This window comes from Paenibacillus silvestris, assembly GCF_009882985.1.
Classification (GTDB): domain Bacteria; phylum Bacillota; class Bacilli; order Paenibacillales; family NBRC-103111; genus Paenibacillus_E; species Paenibacillus_E silvestris.
Window position 1 is genome coordinate 223,125 of the sequence record NZ_WTUZ01000039.1, and the last position, 23,289, is coordinate 246,413.

16 protein-coding genes are annotated in these 23,289 nt (G+C 48.5%); all 16 read left to right on the top strand.

Annotated elements, in window-relative coordinates; all coding sequences use genetic code 11:
* Window positions 1–15: 15 nt before the first annotated feature.
* The 16 genes from GQF01_RS30330 (at window position 16) to GQF01_RS30405 (ending at window position 22,990) form a co-directional block, all read left to right on the top strand.
* Window positions 16–1,614 (top strand): extracellular solute-binding protein, encoded by a 1,599-nt coding sequence (locus GQF01_RS30330; RefSeq protein ID WP_161410801.1) that lies wholly within the window; start codon window positions 16–18, stop codon window positions 1,612–1,614.
* A gap of 23 nt (window positions 1,615–1,637) precedes the next feature.
* Window positions 1,638–2,273 carry a D-sedoheptulose-7-phosphate isomerase gene (locus GQF01_RS30335; protein ID WP_161410802.1) on the top strand — a complete coding sequence of 212 codons (636 nt, stop codon included), beginning with the start codon at window positions 1,638–1,640 and terminating at the stop codon, window positions 2,271–2,273.
* Entirely contained in the window at window positions 2,270–3,241 is a 972-nt protein-coding gene (locus GQF01_RS30340) for an ROK family protein (protein WP_161410803.1), read from the top strand. The genes GQF01_RS30335 and GQF01_RS30340 overlap by 4 nt, the downstream gene beginning before the upstream one ends.
* A gap of 865 nt (window positions 3,242–4,106) precedes the next feature.
* Window positions 4,107–4,970 (top strand): ABC transporter permease, encoded by an 864-nt coding sequence (locus tag GQF01_RS30345; protein ID WP_161411128.1) that lies wholly within the window; start codon window positions 4,107–4,109, stop codon window positions 4,968–4,970.
* Window positions 4,970–5,839 (top strand): carbohydrate ABC transporter permease, encoded by an 870-nt coding sequence (locus GQF01_RS30350; protein ID WP_161410804.1) that lies wholly within the window; start codon window positions 4,970–4,972, stop codon window positions 5,837–5,839. The genes GQF01_RS30345 and GQF01_RS30350 overlap by 1 nt, the downstream gene beginning before the upstream one ends.
* An 88-nt stretch (window positions 5,840–5,927) precedes the next feature.
* Window positions 5,928–7,472 carry an extracellular solute-binding protein gene (locus GQF01_RS30355; RefSeq protein WP_161410805.1) on the top strand — a complete coding sequence of 515 codons (1,545 nt, stop codon included), beginning with the start codon at window positions 5,928–5,930 and terminating at the stop codon, window positions 7,470–7,472.
* A gap of 108 nt (window positions 7,473–7,580) precedes the next feature.
* Window positions 7,581–8,918 carry a Gfo/Idh/MocA family protein gene (locus GQF01_RS30360; RefSeq protein WP_161410806.1) on the top strand — a complete coding sequence of 446 codons (1,338 nt, stop codon included), beginning with the start codon at window positions 7,581–7,583 and terminating at the stop codon, window positions 8,916–8,918.
* Window positions 8,915–11,110, top strand: a complete 2,196-nt coding sequence (locus tag GQF01_RS30365; protein ID WP_328803562.1) for a glycoside hydrolase family 88/105 protein — start codon at window positions 8,915–8,917, stop codon at window positions 11,108–11,110. Before GQF01_RS30360 ends, GQF01_RS30365 begins: the two co-directional genes overlap by 4 nt.
* Before the next feature lie 106 nt (window positions 11,111–11,216).
* Complete coding sequence (locus tag GQF01_RS30370) at window positions 11,217–13,499, top strand: helix-turn-helix domain-containing protein (RefSeq protein ID WP_161410807.1); 2,283 nt, start codon at window positions 11,217–11,219, stop codon at window positions 13,497–13,499.
* Window positions 13,500–13,544: 45 nt separating this feature from the next.
* Window positions 13,545–15,602 carry a glycoside hydrolase family 65 gene (locus tag GQF01_RS30375; RefSeq protein ID WP_161410808.1) on the top strand — a complete coding sequence of 686 codons (2,058 nt, stop codon included), beginning with the start codon at window positions 13,545–13,547 and terminating at the stop codon, window positions 15,600–15,602.
* A 45-nt stretch (window positions 15,603–15,647) separates the two neighbouring features.
* The gene (locus GQF01_RS30380) at window positions 15,648–16,790 is read left to right on the top strand and encodes an oligogalacturonate lyase family protein (RefSeq protein WP_161410809.1); all 1,143 of its coding nucleotides are present in this window, start codon (window positions 15,648–15,650) and stop codon (window positions 16,788–16,790) included.
* A 28-nt stretch (window positions 16,791–16,818) separates the two neighbouring features.
* On the top strand, window positions 16,819–17,961 hold the full coding sequence (locus tag GQF01_RS30385) for a glycoside hydrolase family 88/105 protein (protein WP_161410810.1): 1,143 nt from the start codon (window positions 16,819–16,821) through the stop codon (window positions 17,959–17,961).
* A gap of 1 nt (window position 17,962) precedes the next feature.
* The gene (locus GQF01_RS30390) at window positions 17,963–20,404 is read left to right on the top strand and encodes a glycosyl hydrolase family 95 catalytic domain-containing protein (protein ID WP_161410811.1); all 2,442 of its coding nucleotides are present in this window, start codon (window positions 17,963–17,965) and stop codon (window positions 20,402–20,404) included.
* Window positions 20,405–20,766: 362 nt separating this feature from the next.
* A complete protein-coding gene (locus GQF01_RS30395; RefSeq protein WP_161411130.1) occupies window positions 20,767–21,687 on the top strand; it encodes a Rossmann-fold NAD(P)-binding domain-containing protein in 921 nt (306 codons plus the stop codon).
* Between the two features lie 57 nt (window positions 21,688–21,744).
* Entirely contained in the window at window positions 21,745–22,653 is a 909-nt protein-coding gene (locus tag GQF01_RS30400) for an acetamidase/formamidase family protein (RefSeq protein ID WP_161410812.1), read from the top strand.
* Between the two features lie 103 nt (window positions 22,654–22,756).
* Window positions 22,757–22,990, top strand: a complete 234-nt coding sequence (locus GQF01_RS30405; protein ID WP_161410813.1) for a hypothetical protein — start codon at window positions 22,757–22,759, stop codon at window positions 22,988–22,990.
* Window positions 22,991–23,289 lie beyond the last annotated feature (299 nt).

Below are 23,289 nucleotides of genomic sequence, written 5' to 3' on the forward strand. Positions count from 1 at the left end.
TTGAGGGGGAACAACATGGATTGTAACAGGAGATTGTTAACTGCCTGCTGTTTGCTGGTTGTAGTAGGGAGTTTAGTAGCAGGGTGTGATAGCTCGCCTAATGGTCCAGTCAAGCCATTGGTGAGGGCAAGTTTTTCCCCGTCTGACAATCAGATGGCGCTTACATGGATGAGATATGAGCATCCATCCCAAGCGTTAGATGCAAACTCGGTCGTTGTTCAAGAAATTCAGAAGAGAAAAAATGTGAAACTTGAATTACAAAGTGTTCCACAAAGTAATTATGAAGATAAAAAGAAAACCTTAATTGCTACAAATTCGATCCCCGATGTCATTATGGTTAATCAAAATGATCTTTCGGATTTCGCCGATACTCGTATTTTCCTGGATCTGACGCCCTATTTGGATAAAATGCCGAATTTCCACAAGCTAATTGAGCAGAAGCCCGAAATTAATAAGACAAAGGTGGATGGTAAGCTGTATGGTTTTCCTCTAGTAACCAAATGGAGTGTTCAATCTGGTCTGCTCCCGATGATGCGTACAGACCTGTTAGTGAAGCTTAATTTAAAAGCGCCTACAACGTACGAAGAGCTCTATCAAATCCTCAAAAAATTGAAAGAAGCTTATCCAGCCTCTTATCCTTTCACTAGTCGTGCAGCGAATGGCAAAACAGGAACGGAAAATTTGATTAACCCTGTTGCTTTTGGTTTTGGGAGCGGCTATACGAATATTACGGGTACCAAGATTTATTATGAGCCAGTTACGCAGCAATATAAATTTGGTCCATATGCGCCCGAATTCAAAGAGGCTATTGCCTATCTTCATAAACTTTACAAAGAAAAACTGCTGGATCCTGATTATTCCGTAGCTACCTCACAAATATGGCAAGAGAAATTAAGCTCAGGAAAATCGTTCTTTTTTCAAGATAATAACGGTTTCGGAGCTAACTTTAATAAGGCGCTTCAAGCGAAAGAACCAGAAGCAAGGTTCGAATTGTTACCCGTTCTAGCGAGCAATAAAGGAGTTAAACGCAATAGCATTTATCAACTTGATCACCTTGGTGAAATGTACGCGATAAGCGCTAAAATTAAGAAGCCTGAAGAAGCGATTAAACTCATAGATTGGATGTATGGAGAAGAGGGGAGCAATCTAACAAGTTTTGGCGTAGAAAATGTGGACTACAGGCTTGATGGCGGCGAATATCAGATATCTGATGCGACGAAATTGAAGTTCAAAGATAAACAAGATCCTTTCCGCGCCATGCAATCTGCCCTTGGTACCGGTTATCTTGGCTTAGCCTTGCAATCTGACGACCATCCAATTCTTCTATCTTCGGCACCGGAATTAATGAAGTGGTCAGAAACGGCAAACAAGGATCTTGTTGACGGGATTAATTACCGAGAAGTCAACGATCCTCCATTTAATAAACAAGAACGAGATAGGCTAAAGCAGCTCCGCACACAATTAGACGCCTATTTAACTCAAAATATGGATAAGTTCATTGTAAGTGAGGGAGCATTGAACGATTGGGATCAATTCATTAGGCAATGCAGAGACAAAGGGGCCACCGAGATTGAAACGATTTACAATACGGCTCTTGCCAGAGTGATGAAGTAACTTAACCAAGGGGGTCCTTCGGAATGAACGCTATTTTGTGTTCAATGACAACACGTTACCCAGAACTAATAAATTGTTTGACAGATATCGAATTGGGATTTCAGCTGTTAAACCATTCGTTTAACCAAGGAAACAAGCTGTTATTGTGCGGGAATGGAGGAAGTGCCGCAGATTGTGAGCATGTTGTTGGCGAATTAATGAAGGGATTTGTATCCAAGCGGCCATTGTCCACATCCATAAGCGATCGTTTTGAACGTGAGTTCCCAGGAGAAGGTGTTCATCTTGCCGATAGACTCCAAGGGGCACTGCCGGCGATTTCACTCGTTAGTCACTCGGCATTGATAAGTGCTTACGCCAACGATGTTGATCCAGAAATGGTTTTTGCTCAGCAAGTGTATGGCTACGGTCGCTCAGGGGATGTATTAATTGCTTTCAGTACATCAGGTAACTCTACGAATATCCTTCGGGCTTTGCAGGTTGCCAAGGTGCAAGGGTTGAAAACCATTGGCTTCACGGGGGATAGTGGCGGTAAATTAAAGTCTTTATGTGATGTGACGATATGTGTGCCTTCGGAGAAAACACTCGACATTCAAGAGAGACATCTGCCTATCTATCATGCCTTATGCCTGATGTTAGAGGAGGCGTTTTTTCCACAATGACCCTAGTAGCAGCCATAGATATTGGTGGAACAAAGTGCGCAGTGAGTTTGGCAGTTGTAGAAAAAGATTGTGTCGTGTTTATGGACAAAACGAGTTTTCTGACACCATCTAGGCCAGAAATAGCCATCGGTGAAATCAGCGCAGCTCTTGATGCGATGTTAATCCGTTATCCAGATCCGACGCCTGAAGCTATAGGCATCAGTTGTGGAGGTCCACTTAACAGCCAAGCGGGAATTATTCTCTCCCCGCCTAATCTTCCAGGTTGGGACCAAATTGATATTCTTTCTCCTTTTCGCGAGCGATATGGCGTTCCAGTTGGCTTACAGAATGATGCGAATGCTTGTGCCTTAGCTGAATGGCGTTTTGGAGCGGGAATAGGCTGTCGCAACATGGTCTTTCTGACTTTTGGTACAGGAATGGGAGCAGGACTTGTCCTTAACGGGCAGCTTTATATAGGGACGAATGATATGGCAGGTGAAGTAGGGCATGTTCGTTTGGAAGCTGATGGACCCTGGGGATATGGAAAGGCGGGTTCATTTGAGGGCTTCTGCAGTGGCGGCGGTATCGCGAAGCTCGCTCGAACGTTGTCGCTTCAAGCCATACAGGAAGGCAAACCACCGTCTTATTGCCAAACAATGAACCAACTGAGTAGTTTGACTGCGGAAACAGTAGGAATGGCTGCGGAAGCAGGGGATCCCATGGCCATTCAAATTTTCAATTTGGTGGGGCGCCGCCTGGGACAAGGGATTGCGATGTTAATTGATGTGCTTAATCCGGAGAAGATCGTAATCGGCAGTATATATGGACGACAGCATAAGCTGCTGGAGCCCATAGTCATGACAACATTAAGGCAGGAAGCACTAACTTTCTCCCTAGATGTTTGTGATATCGTACCTGCTGGGTTGGGTGAGCGTGTTGGTGATTATGCAGGCGTATCTGTTGCAATGGAAATTTTAAATAACGTGTAAGTGTGGGGAAAATAGGGATGGGGACATGCTCTGAGTCCCAACCCGGCTGACTGTATCCCGAGGGAGCGCCCCCATCAGATTAACGGGAAATACTACCGCAATTTAGTAGAGTAACAAAGCTACAGCATCAATAAATGGAATTTCTCCTGTTAATAGCGACGATTGAGTTAGGAAGCAGGGATATTGGAGTGAATTAACGGTGTTATTTCCAGTTATTTGAATTTTAAACGGTGAAATGCTTTGAATAACGGGAGTTTTTCCAGTTAATCGATGCGGATCCACTATCCACTAAAAAGAGACTGGGCTTGATGTAGTAGAAATTGAAGGTGAGGATACAAGAATTGATACTGTTGGTATCGATCCAAGCGGGAGTTATGTTTTATTTGAAATATATTGAAATGCCAACGCTCAATCCAAGATGATAGGAAAATAGAGTTAACCTATAAATAAAACAAAAGGCTGCCGAATCATTCGGTAGCCTTCCTGCATTTCACCCAATAAATTCGCAATGAACCAATGCTCCAACGCGTGCACAATTCCTCCACACAAGCTAGATTTATAGGCGCGCGGCAGTATGCAGGAGCAGCAATTATGCACAATAAGAGTTATTTGCGCATCCATACTTTCTTGTAACAGCTCTCAAATATTGCGAAAATGTGCAAATCGCGGATCGGTTCATAACCTAGAGGATTGAACGATTGTCATGATATCTCCCCAGCAGGTAAGATGACGGTACTAGACGTGAAGGAGGCTTACGACAGTGGCAAAGTTGTATACGGAAACGAAGCCCGGTATCACAGACAGAGATGTGAAGCATGTGAAGCTTGCGCAAAACCGGTATCTCCTGAATTTGCAAAAGCATTGGATGTTGTATCTCATGCTCATCCCTGGGCTCGTTTATTACCTTATTTTTAAATACGTGCCGCTCATGGGAAGTGTCATTGCCTTTCAAAATTATCAGATTTTCAAAGGTATGTTGGGAAGTCCTTGGGTGGGGTTGGACAATTTCAAGTTCATCTTCACTTATCAAGATTTCTACCATGTATTAAGAAACACGGCGACAATTGCCACGTATCACCTCGTGTTCGGATTTCCTGCGCCTATTATTCTAGCACTTCTATTTAATGAAGTGAGGCTGATGCTGGTAAAACGAGTGGTGCAGAGCATGTTCTATCTCCCGCACTTCCTATCATGGGTCGTTGTCGGAGGCATTGTGTTTGAACTGCTGTCCAGTCAAGGCGTGGCCAACATGGTTCGTGGCTGGTTCGGTCTCGAACCGATCTTGTTTATGCAGCAGCAGAGTTACTTTCGAACGATTGTCGTCTTATCGGGGATTTGGAAGGAAGTCGGCTGGGGCACGATTATTTACCTTGCCGCCATTACCGGTATCAATCCGAATTTATATGAGGCGGCTGTGATGGACGGGGCTAACCGTTGGAAGCAAACCCTTCATATTACGCTACCGATTCTGTTTCCTACGATTCTGGTGTTATTCCTACTGAACATCGGCAATTTTCTGGAGCTCGGGTTTGATCAGATTTATAACCTGCTGACGCCTATGACGTATTCGGTGGGGGATATCATTGAGACTTATGTGTACCGGGCCGGGGTTCTGCAAGGACAGTACAGCGTTACGACAGCTATTGGACTATTCCAGTCAGTCATTGGTTTCGCACTGCTATGGATCTTTAACCGGATGGCGAGAAAGTCAGAACAGGGGTTGTGGTGATGAAACAGACGTATGGAGAAAAAGTTTTTCAAGTGTTCAACTATTTGTTCCTAGCCGCAGCTGCAGGCACGATGTTGATGCCGCTTGTCCATCTGTTGGCCGTGTCGCTTAGTTCACCAATTGCCGCAGATTCGAAGACCGTATTTTTACTACCAGTAGAATTTACGTGGGCATCGTGGGGGCATATTCTGCAAAATAAGGGATTATGGAGCGCCTTCGGAGTAACGGCTTATATTACGATTGTTGGGACACTGCTAAGCATGTTGTTCTCTGTTTTGACAGCGTTTCCGCTGTCCCGCAAGGAATTTCTGATCCGCAAGCCGTTCATGCTGGCTGTTATCATTACGATGATTTTCAATGCACCGATGATCCCATTTTTCCTGACCGTTCGGGAGCTGGGCATGATGAACTCCCTGTGGTCGCTTATTTTGCCAGGGTTGATTGGAACGTTTAACATGATTATTATTCGGACGTTTTTTATGGGTATTCCTGCGGAGCTCGATGACTCAGCGCGTATGGACGGCTGCACCGATGGAGGCATTTTGTTCCGAATCTATCTCCCCTTATCCAAGCCTGTGCTCGCGACTGTCAGCTTGTTTTATGCCGTTGGATATTGGAACACGTTCCAAAGGGCCGTACTGTTCATCCGCGATCCCAACAAATGGCCGTTGCAAATGAAGCTTCGTGCTTACTTGCAGTCACCAGAGGAACTTGCTGCTGTGAATCTGTTCCTTGGCGATTATGATTTCAACACGACAACGTTGAAAGCGGCTACAATATTGTTTGCCACCGTGCCCATTATTTTGGTTTACCCGTACCTGCAGAAGTACTTTGTAAAGGGTTCGATGCTAGGCTCGTTGAAGGAGTAAAAAGCAGCAGATATAGAGCATCAAGACTTGGCTTCCTATAGCAAATTTGCAAAGATCGATGACGTGCCATCAAAGGGAGGATATATACATGAGGAAACTTTTATTTGGGAAAAAGGTAGCGATTACAGCAGTGGCTTCGCTGCTTGCCGTTACAGTCCTTGCGGGCTGTGCGAAAACGGAAGACAACACGCCTGTCGCAGAAGGCGGCGCCCAGAACGGCAAGCTTGTACAAGTGAAGGTGTTCAAAAGCCACATGGGCGTAGGCACTATTCCAGATGCTAACAACGCGCATGTCAAATATGTAGCTGAGAAAACAGGCGTTGAATATCAGCTGACGACCACCCCTCCGGGCTCAGAGCCGACGGAGTTCCTCAATCTGATGATTGCCTCGAATGATTTGCCGGACATTCTGCGTCCAATTGGCGGCATCGAGCAGACGTTGATCAAGCAAGGTGGCGCGTTGCCGCTCGAAGATCTTCTTCCGAAGTACGCACCTAATGTATGGAAGAACATTCCCAAGGAGGCGTGGGACGTCGTTCGTTCGGCCTCATCAGACGGCCATATCTACTATGTGCCAAAGGTGTTTCTCGTTCCTGAGCGCGCACCGATGATTCGTAAGGATTGGCTGGATAAAGTCGGACTGCCGATGCCAAAGACAGCATCTGACTATAAGGAAGTACTGAAGGCATTTCGTGATAAGGATCCCAATGGCAACGGGTTAAAAGACGAGCTGCCGACCTCTGGCCGAGAATTCGGCAAGTGGATTGATCACCTATTCGGGATGTACGGTGTCGCCATGTGGGAAGGGAGTCCGGAGTGGGACCTGTATGACGGCAAGATTCAGTATGCAGGCGTTACGCCTAACATGAAGGCAGCCATCGGATATATCCGTGAGCTGTATGCAGACAAACTGCTCGATAACGAGACGTTCCTTAACAAAGGCGACGTATGGCAGGCCAAAATCAATAACAACCTGGTTGGCAGCTGGTACCATCTCCCGGCGGGTGTTCGCGACAGATATACGGCGATGCTGAAAGGAGCGCCCAATGCTTATATTGTTGGTATGCCGATGCCTAAAGTCGATGGTTTTCAAGGTTTCGTTACGATGAAAACGATGGGCGAGCCGGAATGGATCATTCCAGCAGCCGCCAAGAACAAAGCGGAAGCATCGCTGAAGCTGCTCGACTTTTTCTATGATACAAGCAACGATGAGTTTATTCGTTTTGGGATTGAAGGGCTTCAACATCAGGTCGTGAATGGCAAAAAGGTGCTGCTGCCGCCAGAAGATAGCCGTCCGCTTGCTCTAGGGATGCGTAATCTGACAACCAAAGAGGATATGGATATTCGGATCAAAGAAACAATTCCGGAGAACATGCAGAAGATGGTGCAGGATATGTTCATCGTCAACACGGCTGATGCCCGGCGTATAGCAGGAGATGGACTGCCGAACACGGTATATGAAGGCTTCCCAGATATTCAATCGCATAAGCTTTTTCAGGAATATTTGACCAAAATTGTGATCGGTGAATGGCCGATGGAGAAATTCGATGAGTTTGTTGATCGTTGGAAAAAATCGGGTGGCGACAAAGTAACAGAGCGCGCCCAAGAATGGTACGCAAAGGTGAAAAAGTAACAACTTGATGACTGGCGTAAGGTTCGCCCGCAAAGCCAACTTAGCTTCCTGCGGGCGCTAACGCGCTGAGAATATAAATGACAACAGGCATGGAAGGGAATGTAGCTCATGAAAAAGCGATATGCAATCTGCGGGGTAAGCGGTCGGGCGCTGGGAATGTTCGCCAAGCCCATTATGTCGACGTTCTCTGCTCGGAGCGAGCTCGTCGGCTTGTTGGATCGCGACCAAGCTCGCTTCGAGCTATTTCGGACAAGATTTCCGGAGCAGCAGGAGATCGGCACTTACGGGGAGCATGACTTTGCCCGGATGGTTGAAGAGACGCGTCCGGATGTCATCATTGTAGCTGGGCGGGACGACAGCCATGCGAAGTATATCATAGCGGCTCTTGAGCATGATTTGGACGTGATTACGGAGAAGCCGATGGTGACAACAGGAGAAGACGCAAGACGCGTGATGGAAGCTGAGTCAGCTAGTAAAGGGACGGTCACGGTTACGTTCAACTACCGCTATGCACCTATTCATACGAAGATTAAGGAAATGCTTCTGGAAGGTAAGCTTGGCAGGATTACCTCGATTGACTTGAATTGGTATCTCGATACCTATCATGGTTCAAGCTATTTTAAACGTTGGAATCGGGTGAGGGAGCTGTCCGGAGGGTTATCCATTCATAAATGTACGCATCATTTCGATCTGGTGAATTGGTGGATCGGGCAGCAACCCGTTGAGGTATTCGCCTATGGTGCTTTGAATTATTACGGAGCTGAAGGGGAAGCGAACCCCAGCAAGGAGGATGGCCGTTATTGCACGACGTGTGAGCAAACAGCGGAGTGCGACTATTATTCACGTTGGAACTCACGTAGTAAAAATATACAAGTGCAGGACGATCATCTCGGTTCGCTGGGAGCGGTGAAAAGCAAGTTTCCATATTCGGATTATCGGCCTGATCAATGTATCTTCGATTCACAAATTGATATTGAGGATACTTATGCGGCAACGGTCAAATATAGCGGTGGCGCACTCCTCAGTTATTCGGTTAACTTCTCCCTTCCATACGAGGGTTATCGATTAGCCATTAACGGCACAAAGGGGAGATTGGAGTCGGTGGAATATCATATGCCGAGCCGCACACCTTTTCCGACTCCCGTGCAGACCATCGATTATTACCCACTGTTTGGCTCTAAGGAAACGATCCATGTGGTGCACAGAGAAGGCGGTCATGGTGGCGGAGACCCGCTATTACTAGAGGATTTATTTATGGGCGAGGATCGCCGGAGGCCATACCGGATTCTATCTGGAGCCGTGGATGGCGCGTACTCAGTGGCGACCGGGGAAGCCGTGTGGCGCTCTGTGAAGGAGCATCGCCCCGTTACAATCGGGGAAGTACTTAAAGGGGCATTCTCGGAGAAGGTTCTTAGTCTGAGCGGAAAAGGAGTGGCAGGAGAGTGACGACATCATTAACCCGCTATATAGATCCAGTGGAAAGTATGGCCGCTCAAACGAACGGTACCAACATTCCTCATGTGCTGACCGTGATGGCTCAGCGTTACATTGGCGAGCATCCGCCGCATGGTCCGGTGTACAGGGTGACACGTTCTAGTGAAATCCGTAAGCTTGAGAACCATACGTATTCGTTTCCAATTGCACGTATATTTCCTGAAATGCGTACCGGTCAGCAGGTATATGCCTGGGCGAAGCTGTGGATCGATGAGCCGCAAGAGTTTATATTTCTGCTTCGATGTCTCGGTCCTGTAAGGCTGTATCACAACGGGGAGCAGCGTTTCGGCTCTGCCCCCGAGGAGGAAGCGGAAGGAGCATCACCGCTGAAACTTAAGATTGGGCTGGTGCGGGGCTGGAACCATTTTGTCTTGGCGTTTGGCCGGAGCGCTGATGGTTGCTGCGGAGCGGAATTCGGCTCTGGCAATCGCAAGAATAAGCCGTATACTTTTCTTGCACCTTCGTTAGAGCGTGAGGGGGAAGAAGGCTGGATCTATACGACTCCACTCGAAAGCCCACTTACACAAATTCCGGCTGTGACGGTGAGGGAAGAGGTCACAGGTGCGGCATCTTGGCTGCCGAAGCGCGCAGACAGCAGAGACAACGGCAACTGGACAGGCCATTTGGAACAACTTTACGGTCTCTATCCGGGATCGAAGGCCATATCTTGGACGTCCGTCCGAGTCGACCCGGCAATGACCGGTCCCGTGACCGTTGCAGGGGTTACTTATGGCCCTGTAACCTTCATGTGGAATGGACATAAAGTCTATGAAGCTGCTGGGGCAGGCTCGTTCAGTTTCAATTTAGAATCGTGCCGGCGAAGCGGAAGCCTCGTGGCATACAGCACGTGCAGTGGCGAGGGTTGGGGGTTTCAGCTCATTGGGGATTTGAAAAGTGTAGTACTTAACACGCCAATTAAAGTTCATGGTTATGCGGGCAAATGGCTGCATCTGGGGCCATTCGCTGCTGACGCCGAGCTGCGCGCGGATGACTATATGAAGATGGATACGGTTGCAGTCGGCTCTACAGGTGAGGTGTTCTGGACGACGAATGAGCCCGGGACTTACGTTAGACCTTTTCTCGAGAACGAACTCTTCGGCCGTTGGAACTACCCGCTTGGTGTAACCTTATTCGGATTGCTTGAAACAAGCCGTTTGCTAGCGCGCAGCGATATGACGGATTACGTAACCCGTCATGTGGAATTTGCAACGTCGACCTATGCTTATTCTCTTTGGGACCGGAAGTATTTTGGCGCAGCTGGCTTGAACAATCAGTTATCCCATATCGACAGTCTCGATGACTGCGGATCCTTCGGAGCACTCGCGATTCTAGCGAACCGGTTGCGGCAGTTGAAGGGGGCACGCGAAGTTTCGGACGACATCGCGCATTACATCATGAGTGTGCAAGACCGTTTGGAGGATGGGGCGCTTTACCGTCGTATCGGCGTTTCGCCCAGCATGCATAATACCATGTGGTGCGATGACATGTATATGAGTGTGCCGTTCCTATGCCGATATAGCGAGTTATCCGGAGATTTACGATATGTAGAGGAAGCTTCCCGCCAACTGCTGTTATATAAAAAGTACTTATATATGCCTGAACTGCAAATCATGTCTCATGTCTATGACGTAAGCAGTGGAAAGCCATCACTTACGACGTGGGGGCGGGGGAATGGCTGGGTATTTTTCTCCCTCTCCGTGCTGCTGCAAGTACTGCCGAAAGGGCATTCCAGCTACAAAGATATTCTCCGCTTTTACCGAGAGTTGGCGGAAGGTTATCTCCGGCTTCAGGGCAAAAACGGCTTGTGGCATCAGGTATTGACGGATCCTGAGTCGTATGAGGAGGCGTCGTGTACATCGATGTTCATCTATGGTTTCGCACTTGGTGTGCGTCACGGTTGGCTGCAAGAGCCTCAAGCGTTCACGGCGGCGGTGATGTCCGGTTGGAATGGCTTATGTACTCGCGTCATTGATAAGCATGGGAATTTGTACGGCGTATGCAAAGGCTCCAGCTGGTCCTACTCGAACGCGTATTATAAGCACGAGCTTGGCTGGAACCTGAATGACACACACGGGATTGGCATCGTGCTCTTGGCTGGGATTGAAGCGCATGCCATGATGAACAGCTTAAGAATCAAAAGCTGAGGTTGTACAGCGTGAAATGGCAAAGGAACAGCTGGGAAGGAACGTGTCGCGAGGGAACGGATCGCGCTATAATAGTAAGATCTCCTAATAAGGTGGGAACCCCAACGTGACGCAATCCTTCAAAAAATGGCTGAAATACAATTTAGCCCATACGCAAACCCGGCTCGTACTCATTTTAACGGTATCCGTGTTTCTAATCATTCTAGCCGTCAGCCTGACATCCTACTATACGTCAAAGTCTGTCCTGCAGGAAGAGCTCAGCGAGCCGCAGCGCCAAATGCTTCAATTAAATATGAACGTCATTGATGACGCTATCAAAGAGAGTGATAAGGCCGCCATTCAGGTCGCTTTGAACGCAAATATTTATACATTCCTGACCAGTGAGGTACAGAATTCGTACACCAACATATCGGAGATCTATCAATTGCTGTCCACTCTGATAAGCAATTCTAAATATATCAAGAGTATCTATGTGTATGACAGGACAAAAGGGAGCTTCATCGCCATTCCGCAGGGCTACAGCTCGAGCAAACTCAACTTTGACGATTCAGATTGGATTAATGTCGTCGACGAGTTCGGGGACGGCATGACGGTGATCAAGAAGCGTCAGGTGCCGGAGGGCGCCGGCAGAAAAGGCTCCGAAGTTACACTTTTTCGCAAAATCATGATTCAAGGACAGTTTAAGGGAATTGTAACTGTCAATCTCAAGGATGAGGAGCTGTTCGCCAAGCTGAATCCTCCTGTATTAAACAATCTAAATCGGATGCGTTACATCATTGACGAGCATGATGAGATCCTGTACGCGGTCTCGAACTATGATTTCGACCAGGAGTCCATTCGGCAGGCGTTGGCCCAGCTCAGGGAAGATGGCAGCAGCGACATTACCCATCAGAATCGCAAATTGCTGGTCAATCAGCTTGTTTCGGAGGTAACGGGCTGGAAATACGTATCCATCGTCGTGCAGGATAGTCTGCTGGCCAAGTCCAAGAAGGTTCGCAATGTTGTCTTGACCGTTTCCGTAGCAGCTCTGGCGCTCGGATGTGCGACGATTTTCTATATCAATGCCGCTGCTTTCCGCCCTGTTCGCAGGCTCATGCAGTTGTTTAGCAGCTACGACCGCAAGTCTATGAATTCCGAAGGCATCGATCTTGAGAAGCTGGCTGGTGAACTGCTTACTAACCATGCGCATCTGTCTCAGCTCGTAAGAGAGACGATGTCGGAGGCATCATCTAAGCTGCTGTATGATATGTACACGGGGAACTTGACGGGCAAGCGGGATATAGAGGAAAAGTGGCATCGCTACTTTGGTGAATGGTCGTCAGAACCCTTTACGGTAGCCGTCATATCGATCGACCGATATGAGGAATGGTCGCGCAAGTACACGGGTGACGATCAATCGTTATTGAAGTTCGCTATGGCTAACATCGTGGCCGAGCTGTTCGAGCAAAGGTGGAGGGTCGTTTGTGCCGATTTTGGGAAAGACAAGATGGCGATATTGCTGCAGCCGCTTGAAGCGGGGATCGTGCTTGAGCGTAAGTTGGAGGAAGCTGCCGAGGTCGTGTCCAGTCTGCTTAAGTTTAGCATTTCGGCAGGTGTAAGTACTCCTCAAACCGAAGTTGCCTGGCTCCGTCAAGCGATGCTGGAAGCTGAGAATGCACTGAATTATCGGCTTTATCAAGGCTATGGGCAGATCATTCCGTTTCATGAAGTATCGGGGCATGAAGTGATGGAGACGGTTGTGGACGCAGGAAGGCTGGATGCACTAACGCAATTGATTGAGTCGGGGGACGAGACAGGATCACTGGAAGCGGTTGAACGTCTGATCTCCGATGTGCGAAGCAATTATGGGTATCCTTCTGCCGCTTTAACTTTTCTACGAGCCGTGCTGGAGCGTATTGAGCAGTTATGCCAGAGCGATGACGAATCGGCAGAGGGCAGCACGTTCGAAAGATTTAATACGCTTCATCTGGGAGACATACAAGAGGAACTTAGCAAGCGTGTCCATCCGCTGGTTCAGCGCTTCCATAAACTCATTCAAAGCAAGGATTTTATTACCTGTCACCGCATGATTGAGTATATGAAGCAGCATTTGAGCGAGACCATCGGTATTCCAGAGATTGCTGATGATGTCGGGATTAGCAGCTCCTTAGCCAGTCAGATTTTCAAGCAAGAAACGGGAGAAACCATCTATAACTATTTGACGCGTCTGCGTTTGGAACGTGCGGCGGATCTGCTGCTGAAGACCGAATATAAGATTTCGGATATTGCGGTTATGGTCGGCTATCAGCACGAGAACAGCTTCATTCGAAGCTTCCGTAAATTCAAGAATATAACCCCGGGCAAGTACCGGGATATGCTGAGAACCCGTACGGACGCTATGTTGGAGTGAACAAGCGATATCAGTCGGAACGGATAAGAGAACATAGGAGGAACTATGGACAGACGACAAATCATACAAAGGCACAACCCTGAATTGCATAAATGGGACCCTTTGTCCCCATTTTCTGTGGGGAATGGGGAGTTCGCCTTCAGTGCGGATATCACGGGGTTACAGACATTCCCGGATCAATATGAGGTACCGCTAGGCACGCAGTCCAACTGGGGTTGGCATTATACGGGTGGAAGGAATCGATTTACGGATCAAGATGTTGAACACCAGATGTTTGAAACACATGGCAGACTAGTCGGTTACCCGATGAAACCTGGGAGTACTGCGGAGGCCTACCACTGGCTGAGGATGAATCCGCACCGCCTGCAACTAGGCCGAGTCTCTTTTCGTTTTCTATTGGAATCAGGGGAAGTGGCAGAAGCAGCCGATGTGGCGCTGATCGGCCAGCAGCTCGATCTGTGGTCAGGTGTACTGACTAGCGCTTATACCATTCAAGGCGTACCGGTTCATGTTACGACGGTTTGTCATCCTTCGATCGATACCATCGGTGTGCGTGTGCAATCAGGACTAATTGCGCAAGGCCGGCTGCAGGTGTTCGTTCGTTTCCCAGCGCCGGATATGACGAATACAAGTTGGGCGAAGGCTGTGTTTCCTGACTGGGAGAACGACAATAGGCACAAGACGGATCTTCGTGAAGGCAGCTGCAATGAAGCATTGCTGGAACGTACGATGGATGAAGATAAATATGAGCTCAGGTGGGCTTGGAGCGCGGGCACACTTACACGGACAGGAGCACATGAGTTTACGCTGCTCCCTCCTTCTGAACAAGTTGAATTGATTGAATTTTCAATAACCTTCGCCCCGGAATCAGCGCAAATCGCCCCGTCATTCGAAGAGACGATGGCTGCGAGCAGGCTTCACTGGGAGACATTTTGGCTCAGCGGAGCGGCAATCGATTTCTCTGGCAGCTCGGATCCACGAGCTTATGAGCTGGAGAGACGCGTGGTTCTTTCGCAATTCCTGTGCGCTATGCACAGTGGTGGCTCTCTGCCTCCGCAAGAGACAGGACTTATGTACAACAGCTGGTTCGGCAAGTCCCACTTGGAGATGCATTGGTGGCATGGCGCGCATTTTCCGTTGTGGGGAAGAGCGGACATCCTGCTGAAAAGCATGGATTGGTATAGCCGAATCTTGCCGGTTGCACGCGAACTAGCGCAGTCTCAAGGGTATGAAGGTGCCCGCTGGCCCAAAATGGTCGACTTCGAAGGCAAACCTTGCCCTTCGCCCGTTGCGCCAGGGTTGATCTGGCAGCAGCCGCACCCGATGACGCTGGCTGAGCTGATCTATAAAGCTCAGCCGACGAGAGAGCTGCTGGAACGATTCCGCGATATTGTCTATGAATCAGCGGATTTCATGGTCTCTTTTGCCCACTTCGATGATGCAAAGCAAGTTTACGATCTAGGTCCACCATTAATTCCAGCGCAGGAGTGCCACTCGCTTGCAGGTAGTAAAAATCCTCCGTACGAGTTGGAGTATTGGAAATATGGCTTGGAGATCGCGGTTCGCTGGGCGGAGCTGCTGCAGGAAACACCGAACCCGAAGTGGTCACAGGTTGCCGGGAGGATGGCCGATCCGCCGCAGGCTGAAGGCGTTTATCTGGCCCATGAGCTGTGCCCGGATACCTTTACAGCCAGAAATCACGATCATCCATCGATGCTCGGTGCGCTTGGCATTTTACCCGGAACCATGATTGACCGCAAGGTGATGCTGAACACGCTGCTGAAGGTGAAAGAGGTATGGAAATGGGGCTCCGCTTGGGGGTGGGATTTCCCGATGTGTGCAATGACGGCGGCAAGGCTGGGTGAACCAGACCTGGCAGTAGACTTTCTGCTAATGGACGCAGCGAAAAATACGTATTTAACCAATGGCCACAACTATCAGCGTGTTGGCTTGTCTGCTTATTTGCCAGGCAACGGAGGGTTATTGACAGCTGTTGCGATGATGGCTGCTGGCTGGGAAGGCAATACGAATTCGAATAATCCGGGGTTTCCGCAGGATGGCAGTTGGAACGTGAACTGGGTAGGATTGAAACCTTGGTTGTAGGTCAACTTTTAATACGAATGGAATTGATAAGAAGGAGACGATCGTATGGCAAAAGGAACAATATGGCCTTCGGAGCGTAAATCGGCAACGGACCGATTCACTGGCCTTGAAGTGATACAGTTGACGGATTATAAGTCGCATAGCCATCATTTATATTTTACGGAAAGCGGTTGGTATGATGAGGAACAGCGCCTTATCTTCGTCTCGGATCGTGGGAATAGCACGAATTTGTATAGCTTGCACGTTGAGAGCGGTGAGATTACGCAGCTGACCAATTACCCGGGAAATGATCATCTCGATGCATGCTTGCTGCCGGATGGGAGCGCTGTCTACATAAAGCTCGGAACACAGATCATACGTCTAGACCTGCGTGGGGATTTTGATGAAAAAGTGGTATATGAAGCGCCTGAGGGATATCATCTCGGCAATGTAAGCGCCAGCTCCGACGGTCAACATGTCTGTACGTGTGTCCAAGAAGACTTATCGCACCGGATTCGACTGGACCTCGGCAACGGTTATGTGGGGCATCGAGAACTCATGGAAGCGGCTCCTCACAGCATGATTGTACGCATCGATGCAGTGAACGGCGGTGTGGAAACGATATATGAAGCAAACCGCTTTATTACGCATATCAATGCCTCTCCCAAGGAGCCTTGGCTGATGACATTTTGTCATGAGGGACCTTGGCATTTGGTCGATCACCGCATCTGGGGACTTGATTTACGCACAGGCCATGCATGGAAAATTCGCGAACGTCTAGAACCTGAAGAAAAGGTTGGCCACGAATTTTTTTATCCAGACGGCGTAACGATTGGCTACCATGGGTTCCGTACGAACGGGACGAATTTCTTCGGCAGTATCCGGTATGACAATACAGAGCTGGAAGAAACAGAATTCAATTTCGATACATGGCATGGTTATTCAGATGGTCTGGGTCAAGCCATTGTTGACGGGAAAAGCGCAGTGAAGACGCTAAGCATCTGGCGAAAGCAGGACGGGGTGTACGACGGACCTCGCATGCTGTGTGAGCTGCGCTGCAGCTTTCATTCTCAGAAAGTGCATGCTCATCCGCGTTTTGATGCGCAAGGCAAGCGTGTGCTATTTACGAGCGATAAGAACGGGTATGGAAATTTGTATCTAGTTAACGTCCCGGAGGACTTTAGCGTATTGCCGCTGTTCACGCCATAAAAAATGAAGCGAGAGGGTGCATAAATATATGAAGACTTCCATATTGGATACGAAAATCGAACGAATGTCCGTCAAGGTCGGCGAAGCGATTCTATCGCATAGCCAAGACGGGTACCATCCGAAAATTGCCAACCAATGGGGATATGTCGCTGGAATGGCGCTTGCAGCCATCGATAAGTTAGGTGATTGGACAGGCGAGGCGAGCTATCATGATTTCGTTAAGCGGCATATGGACGTGTTTGTGCAAGAGGATGGTACCATACGCGGTTACAAACTTAACGATTACAACCTTGATCATATCAATAAAGGGAAGAATCTTCTTCGTTTATGGCGGGAAACAGGCGAAGCGAAATATGAGGTAGCAGCGCGATTGCTGATCACTCAGCTTGCTGGTCAACCGCGTACGACTGAGGGTGGCTTTTGGCATAAAAAAATATATCCCTATCAAATGTGGCTGGACGGCTTGTATATGTCTTCCCCCTATATGGCTGAATTTGCGCGTACATTCGATGACAACAAGTGGTTCGACGAGGCTGCGCATCAGTTACTGCTTGTCGAACGTCATACGCGTAATCCGAAGACGGGCTTGCTGCATCATGCCTGGGATGAAACGCAGGAGCAGCGATGGTGCGACAGCGGGATGGGCCGATCGAGACATGTATGGGGACGGGCAATGGGCTGGTATGCCATGGCATTGGTGGATGCGCTGGAGCATTTCCCAATTGGGCATCCGAAACGTGGACAGCTCATGGGCATTTTTGAAAGGATGGTTAATAGCGTCGTACGGGCACAAGATCAAGAAAGTGGTGTCTGGTATCAAGTAATGGATTGCAACGGCCAGCAAGGCAACTATCTGGAGTCGTCGGGTTCCTGCATGCTTACTTATGCGATCGTAAAGGGGATTAGGCTGGAATATTTGGCGGAAATCGACCGGAGCGTCGTAGAAAGAGCTTATGAAGGAATCCTGAAACGTTTCGTGACGGAAGACGAGCAAGGTGTGCATCTTCATCATATCTGTCACGGTGCGGGTCTTGGCGGCCGTAAATACCGAGATGGCTCGTATGCCTATTATTTAAGCGAAGCGATTGTTAGCGATGTCTTAATGGGTGTTGCCCCCTTGCTGCTAGCTACACTTGAGATGGAGCAGTTGCGCGAGCAGTGTGAGGAATAAGATGTTGGGGCGTATAGAAAACCGAGATGATAAGCTGACGATGAGCTACCCGGCCTCCTGGTGGCGGAATATGTGGCGCGAGGGGTTGCCAGCTGGCAATGGCGTGCTTGGTGCGTCTGTATTCGGTGGTGTTCAGGAGGAAACGGTGCTGCTGAACCATGCGAAGTTGTGGCACTGGGGACAGCGAGATGAGCTTCCCGATGTCAGCTTCACGCTTGCGCAGACGCGGAAGCTGATGGATGAGCGGCGTTATCAGGAAGCGAGTTGGCAGTTGGCGGATGCCCTGAAGGAGCGGGGGTATGGAACGAAGCTGGCCTCCAGGTTTCCACTGGCAGCCATCCATCTGACGATGCCGAGCAAGATTGCCTTTCGCGGGTACAGCCGAGAGCTTGCAATGGATAGCGGTGAAATTACAGTGGCTTGGAATGACGGGGATTGCCGGTATAAGCGGACGTTGTTCGTTTCCCGTGCCGATGATTGTCTCGTTTATACGATCGAAGGAGAAGGGGGGAGCGGCATAACCGGTGAAATCGGTTTGCACCTTCATCCAAGTGACCGCTGGGCGGACACGCCGGAGTACAAGGAGCTGGAGAGCTCCGTGGAAACAGGAGCAGATGAAACTCATACGTGGTACTCGGCTACGAACGATGACGGAAGCGATTTTGGAGCGGTACTGCGGATTGTTCACGAAGGTGGACAAACCACTGGAGGAGATGGCGTCATCCATTTCATAGGGGCAAATCGAGTGCTCGTGCTGGTTAAAGTATTTACACAGGGTCAGCGATCGGAAGACTGGCCCCGGTTAAAGCTGGAGCTTGCCGATCTGCTTCGAGAATCGGAGACCAGTGCGGGTACTTGTGCCGTTTACGAACACCTGCTGGGACGGCATGTCGCGTTACATCGACCGCTTTATCGTTCGGCGCTGCTTGTTCTCGGTGATGAGGATTCGGATCCTCGCACTAACGAGCGATTGCTGCTGGATGCCTATGAGGGAGAAGCTTCCGAGACACTTATTCGGAAAATGTGGGCATACGGCAGGTACTTATTCCTTAGCGGCACCTCAGCTGCGGAGGAGGCGGAGCCTTTCGGCTTGTATGGGTTGTGGGGAGGGGACTACCGGCTAGTCTGGAGTCACAACATGGCTAATGAGAACATCCAGATGATGTACTGGCATGCGCATGTCGGCGGTTTAAGCGAGCTTGTTCCATCCTTATTTCGATATTATGAGTCGCTGATGGATGATTTTCGCGATAATGCTCGCAAGTTGTACGGTTGCCGGGGAATCTATCTGCCAGCTGGCACGACAGCGGGTGTCGGCGTACCCAGTCAGATCGTCCCGGTTATTTTAAATTGGACGGGAGCAGCTGGCTGGTTGGCACAGCACTATTATGAGTACGCTAAATTCACAGAAGATACTGGCTTCCTGCAAGAGCGAGCGCTGCCATTCATGAGAGAGGTCCTTCAATTCTATAAGGATTTTCTTGTCATTGACGAAAGTGGCCGTTACAAGCTATATCCGTCTGTATCACCGGAAAATACACCACTCAACTATATGCCGACAGGCGGCAAGCCTCTGGCACATCCAATGCCGACAGCGATAAATGCGACGATGGACATCGCCATTTTGAAAGAATTGCTGCGGCATTTGATTGAAGCTGTTCAAGCGGTTGGAGATACAGAGAAGGAAGCAGAGGAATGGCAAGACATGTTGGATCGTCTGCCTGCTTACCGAGTGAACGACGAGGGAGCGGTGAGCGAATGGATTCATACCGATTTCGAAGATCGGTACGCTCACAGGCATTTGTCACATCTGTATCCTGTATTTCCAGGGCACGAAGTGACCAGAGAAACGGACCCAACGCTATTTCAAGCTTTTGAGACGGCAGTCAAGAAACGCGAGATTGGCGCGCAGGCCGGCTGGTCGCTCGCGCACATGTCGGCGATCTATGCGCGTCTAGGGGATGGTGACGCTTCGCTGGAATGCTTGGATATTCTATCGCGTGCTAGCTTGCTTCCCAATTTGTTCACGCTGCATAATGATTGGCGGGGGATGGGGCTGTCGATGAACATGGCGACGGCGCCAGTTCAGCTCGATGCCAATCTGGGCTGGGTGAATGCGATCCAAGAGATGCTGCTGCAGGTCTCGCCGGGGATTGTGAAGCTGTTGCCCGCATTGCCTGAACGATTGAAGCGGGGGAAACTGACCCACTGGAGATTTCATACGGGCAAAGTTTCGTTGGAGTGGGACACCGGATCAGGGAAGTTCCGAGCGGAGATAACAGCCGAGCGAGATACGGATACTGTCGTCAAGCTGCCCGATTGGGTCCGCACCTGCACAGTTGCTGGTGAGCATATTCTGAAGTCGCCGCTAGGGGAGCGATGCTACCTGATTAAGATGAAGCGTGGAGATCAGCCGGTGATTTTTGAGGCTGAGGGGTGTTAAACGATTAGCGGGAAAAACGCCAGTTATTCCAAGGGAATTCTCTTCAGGTTGGTCTAATAAATGGAAAAAAACCCGTTAATTCGCATCTGTAACCCTGCATCCAAGCTCAGTCGTCCGCATTAACAGGAGAAATTCCAGTTATTCATGCTGTAGCTGTGTTACGCCACTAAATAGCGGTAGTATTTCCTGTTCATCTAAAGAGGCTCTCCCACGGTCATTGGAGACTTGGGAAAGCCTCTTTTGTTTTGAGACATTTTCATGATACGTAGGGCAGAAGGAGCTAACCGTTGACACCGGTATGTAACTGCAATAATATGAATATATATTCATTAATTTGTATTAATATACATCGAGGTGAAATCATGAGTCAGCATGTACTGTCTTTAAAAGAACTGGATAAGGATACATTGTTAGCCATTATTCAAAAAGGGATTGCGATCAAACGGAATCCAACAGATTTTTACCAAGCTTGTGATAAAAAAGGTCTTTTCATGTTGTTTCAAAAAACTTCGACCCGAACCAACTTGTCATTTCAGTCTGGCATTAACCAAATGGGCGGTTACGCTGTGACCATGGACTGGGATTCAAGTAATTTTAGCCTATCACCCATTAAGTATGAAGTTCGATATGCCTATAGAAACTGTGATGTTATTATGGCTAGGTTAAAGAAGCATTCTGATTTGCTTGAGCTAGCGAAATACTCGAATGTCCCTGTCATTAATGGATGCTGTGAGAAGTACCATCCGTGCCAAGCGTTAGCTGATTTGATGACGTTATACGAAATAAAAGGCAGCTTCGCAGATGTGACTTTAACCTATGTAGGGATTCATAATAATGTTGCAAACTCCTTGATAGCAGGTTGTGTGACATTGGGCATTAAACTTTTGTTAGTTACTCCAATCATTAATGAAGCTTCATGGGATGAGGAACTGATGCGTACAGCTTATGCAAGCGGGTGCGTTGAAACCTTGAGTCGGTTGTCTGATGCTGTTCATAGAACAGATTTTATTTATACAGATACTTGGGTGGATATGGAACATTTTCAAGATATAGCGTATCAGGAGGAGAAAAATAGAAGGATTCAAATCATGATGCCCTTTCAAATTAACAAGAAAAATCTAAATGGATCATCTCCTTATCTCATGCACGATATGCCGATTCATCCTGGATATGAAATTGAAGAGGATTTGATCGAATCCGAACATTCTATTATTTATCAGCAGGCGGAGAATAGAATGCATGTTCAAAAGAGCTTATTATGGCATTTATTTAATGCCGAGTAGGGAATTAATAACAGTTGTCGAATCAATAGACTATCCAACCGAGATGGAGGAGTAGCCATGATTCATTCGTTCAACCCGCAGCTTTATTATCATACAATGGGCCAGCATCCAGCTGTTCTGATGGTTCAGGATGGGGATACAGTCATTACAACGACAGTTGATGCAAGAGGCTGGGACGAGAAAGGTGAAAGTGCAGCCGCTCGCGGGAACCCGATGACAGGACCCTTCTATGTCGAAGGGGCGCTGCCTGGGGATACGCTTGCTGTTCGATTCGAGTCTATAACGCCGAACCGCGATTGGGCGTGGACAACCAATATGCTTGCCCCGGCCGTTATCGATCCAGCTGTTGCTGCTAGCTTGCCGGCCTCTGAAATCGTACACTGGACGGTAGATGTTGCGCAGGGGGTTGCCTATCTGAAGGAGCCGACGCCCGGGCTGGCTAAATTGAAGTTGCCTTTGCGGCCTTTTCTAGGGTGTTTTGGTGTAGCACCATCCAAAGGGCAGTTCATTTCGACGGCCACAAGCGGTGAATATGGCGGTAACATGGACTATAAAGGCCTGATCGCAGGCACGACAGTTTATTTTCCGGTGTCAGCTGAGGGGGCATTGTTTTATTTGGGCGATGGGCATGCACTGCAAGGCGATGGAGAAATCATGGGGACAGGTCTCGAAATATCCATGGATGTTCAGTTCACAGTAAGCGTTCAAAAGGGTAAAACGATAAGCTGGCCACGGGGCCAAACCGACACGCATTGGTTCTGCATCGGTAATGCCCGGCCGCTTGATCAGGCCCTACAACATGCAACTACCGAAATGTTTCGGCTGCTGCAGGAAGATTGCGGCTTAACCTCATCGGAAGCCAGCTTGCTTCTAGGTCAAGCCGTTGAATATGAAATTGCAAATATGTTCAATCCCGCCTACAGCGTGGTTTGCAAGCTGCCGAAATCGGTTTTATCATCATTGTGATAAATTCAAACAAAATGAAACGACGAGGCTACCAGTAGAAATGGTAGCCTCTATTACGTACTAGAAACGCTAAGCAGCCGGGCAGATAAGGGGGATAATCATATTGAGACGTTATGTAAATGCAGCGATTATTCTTAGTGTCGTTGCCGTAATTGGCGTTATTTTCATCTCAACGCTGTTTGGTATTATCTGTGGAATAATTAGTATTGTTCTAAGCCTGACTCGCATGAAGACTGAGAAAAAGAAAAGTATCATTGCAATTGCAATCAGTACGATTGCGATTTTGTTATCTATCATTTTGGCCCTAGTGCTAGCTTTTTCACTGGATGGATTTTAAGCGAGTCTATCCGGATGCGGATGGATTTTATTTACGCCTAAAGTGAAATAACAGGAATTTATACGGTTAAAAATGGCGCTGAGTGGTGGTGGTGGTGGATTAGTGGAGTTCCTCCAGTTAATTCTTCTACAGCTGCCCCATATCTGAGAAAACGAGCGGAATAGCAGGATTATTTCCATCTAATTCCATATCATTAGCTCATATGAGCAAATTAACTGTATTTTTTCCATGTAAAATGTATCCGGTGAGACATTGGGTTGAGCGAAAGCTCAGCCTTTTATTGTTAGGCTAATCTCATA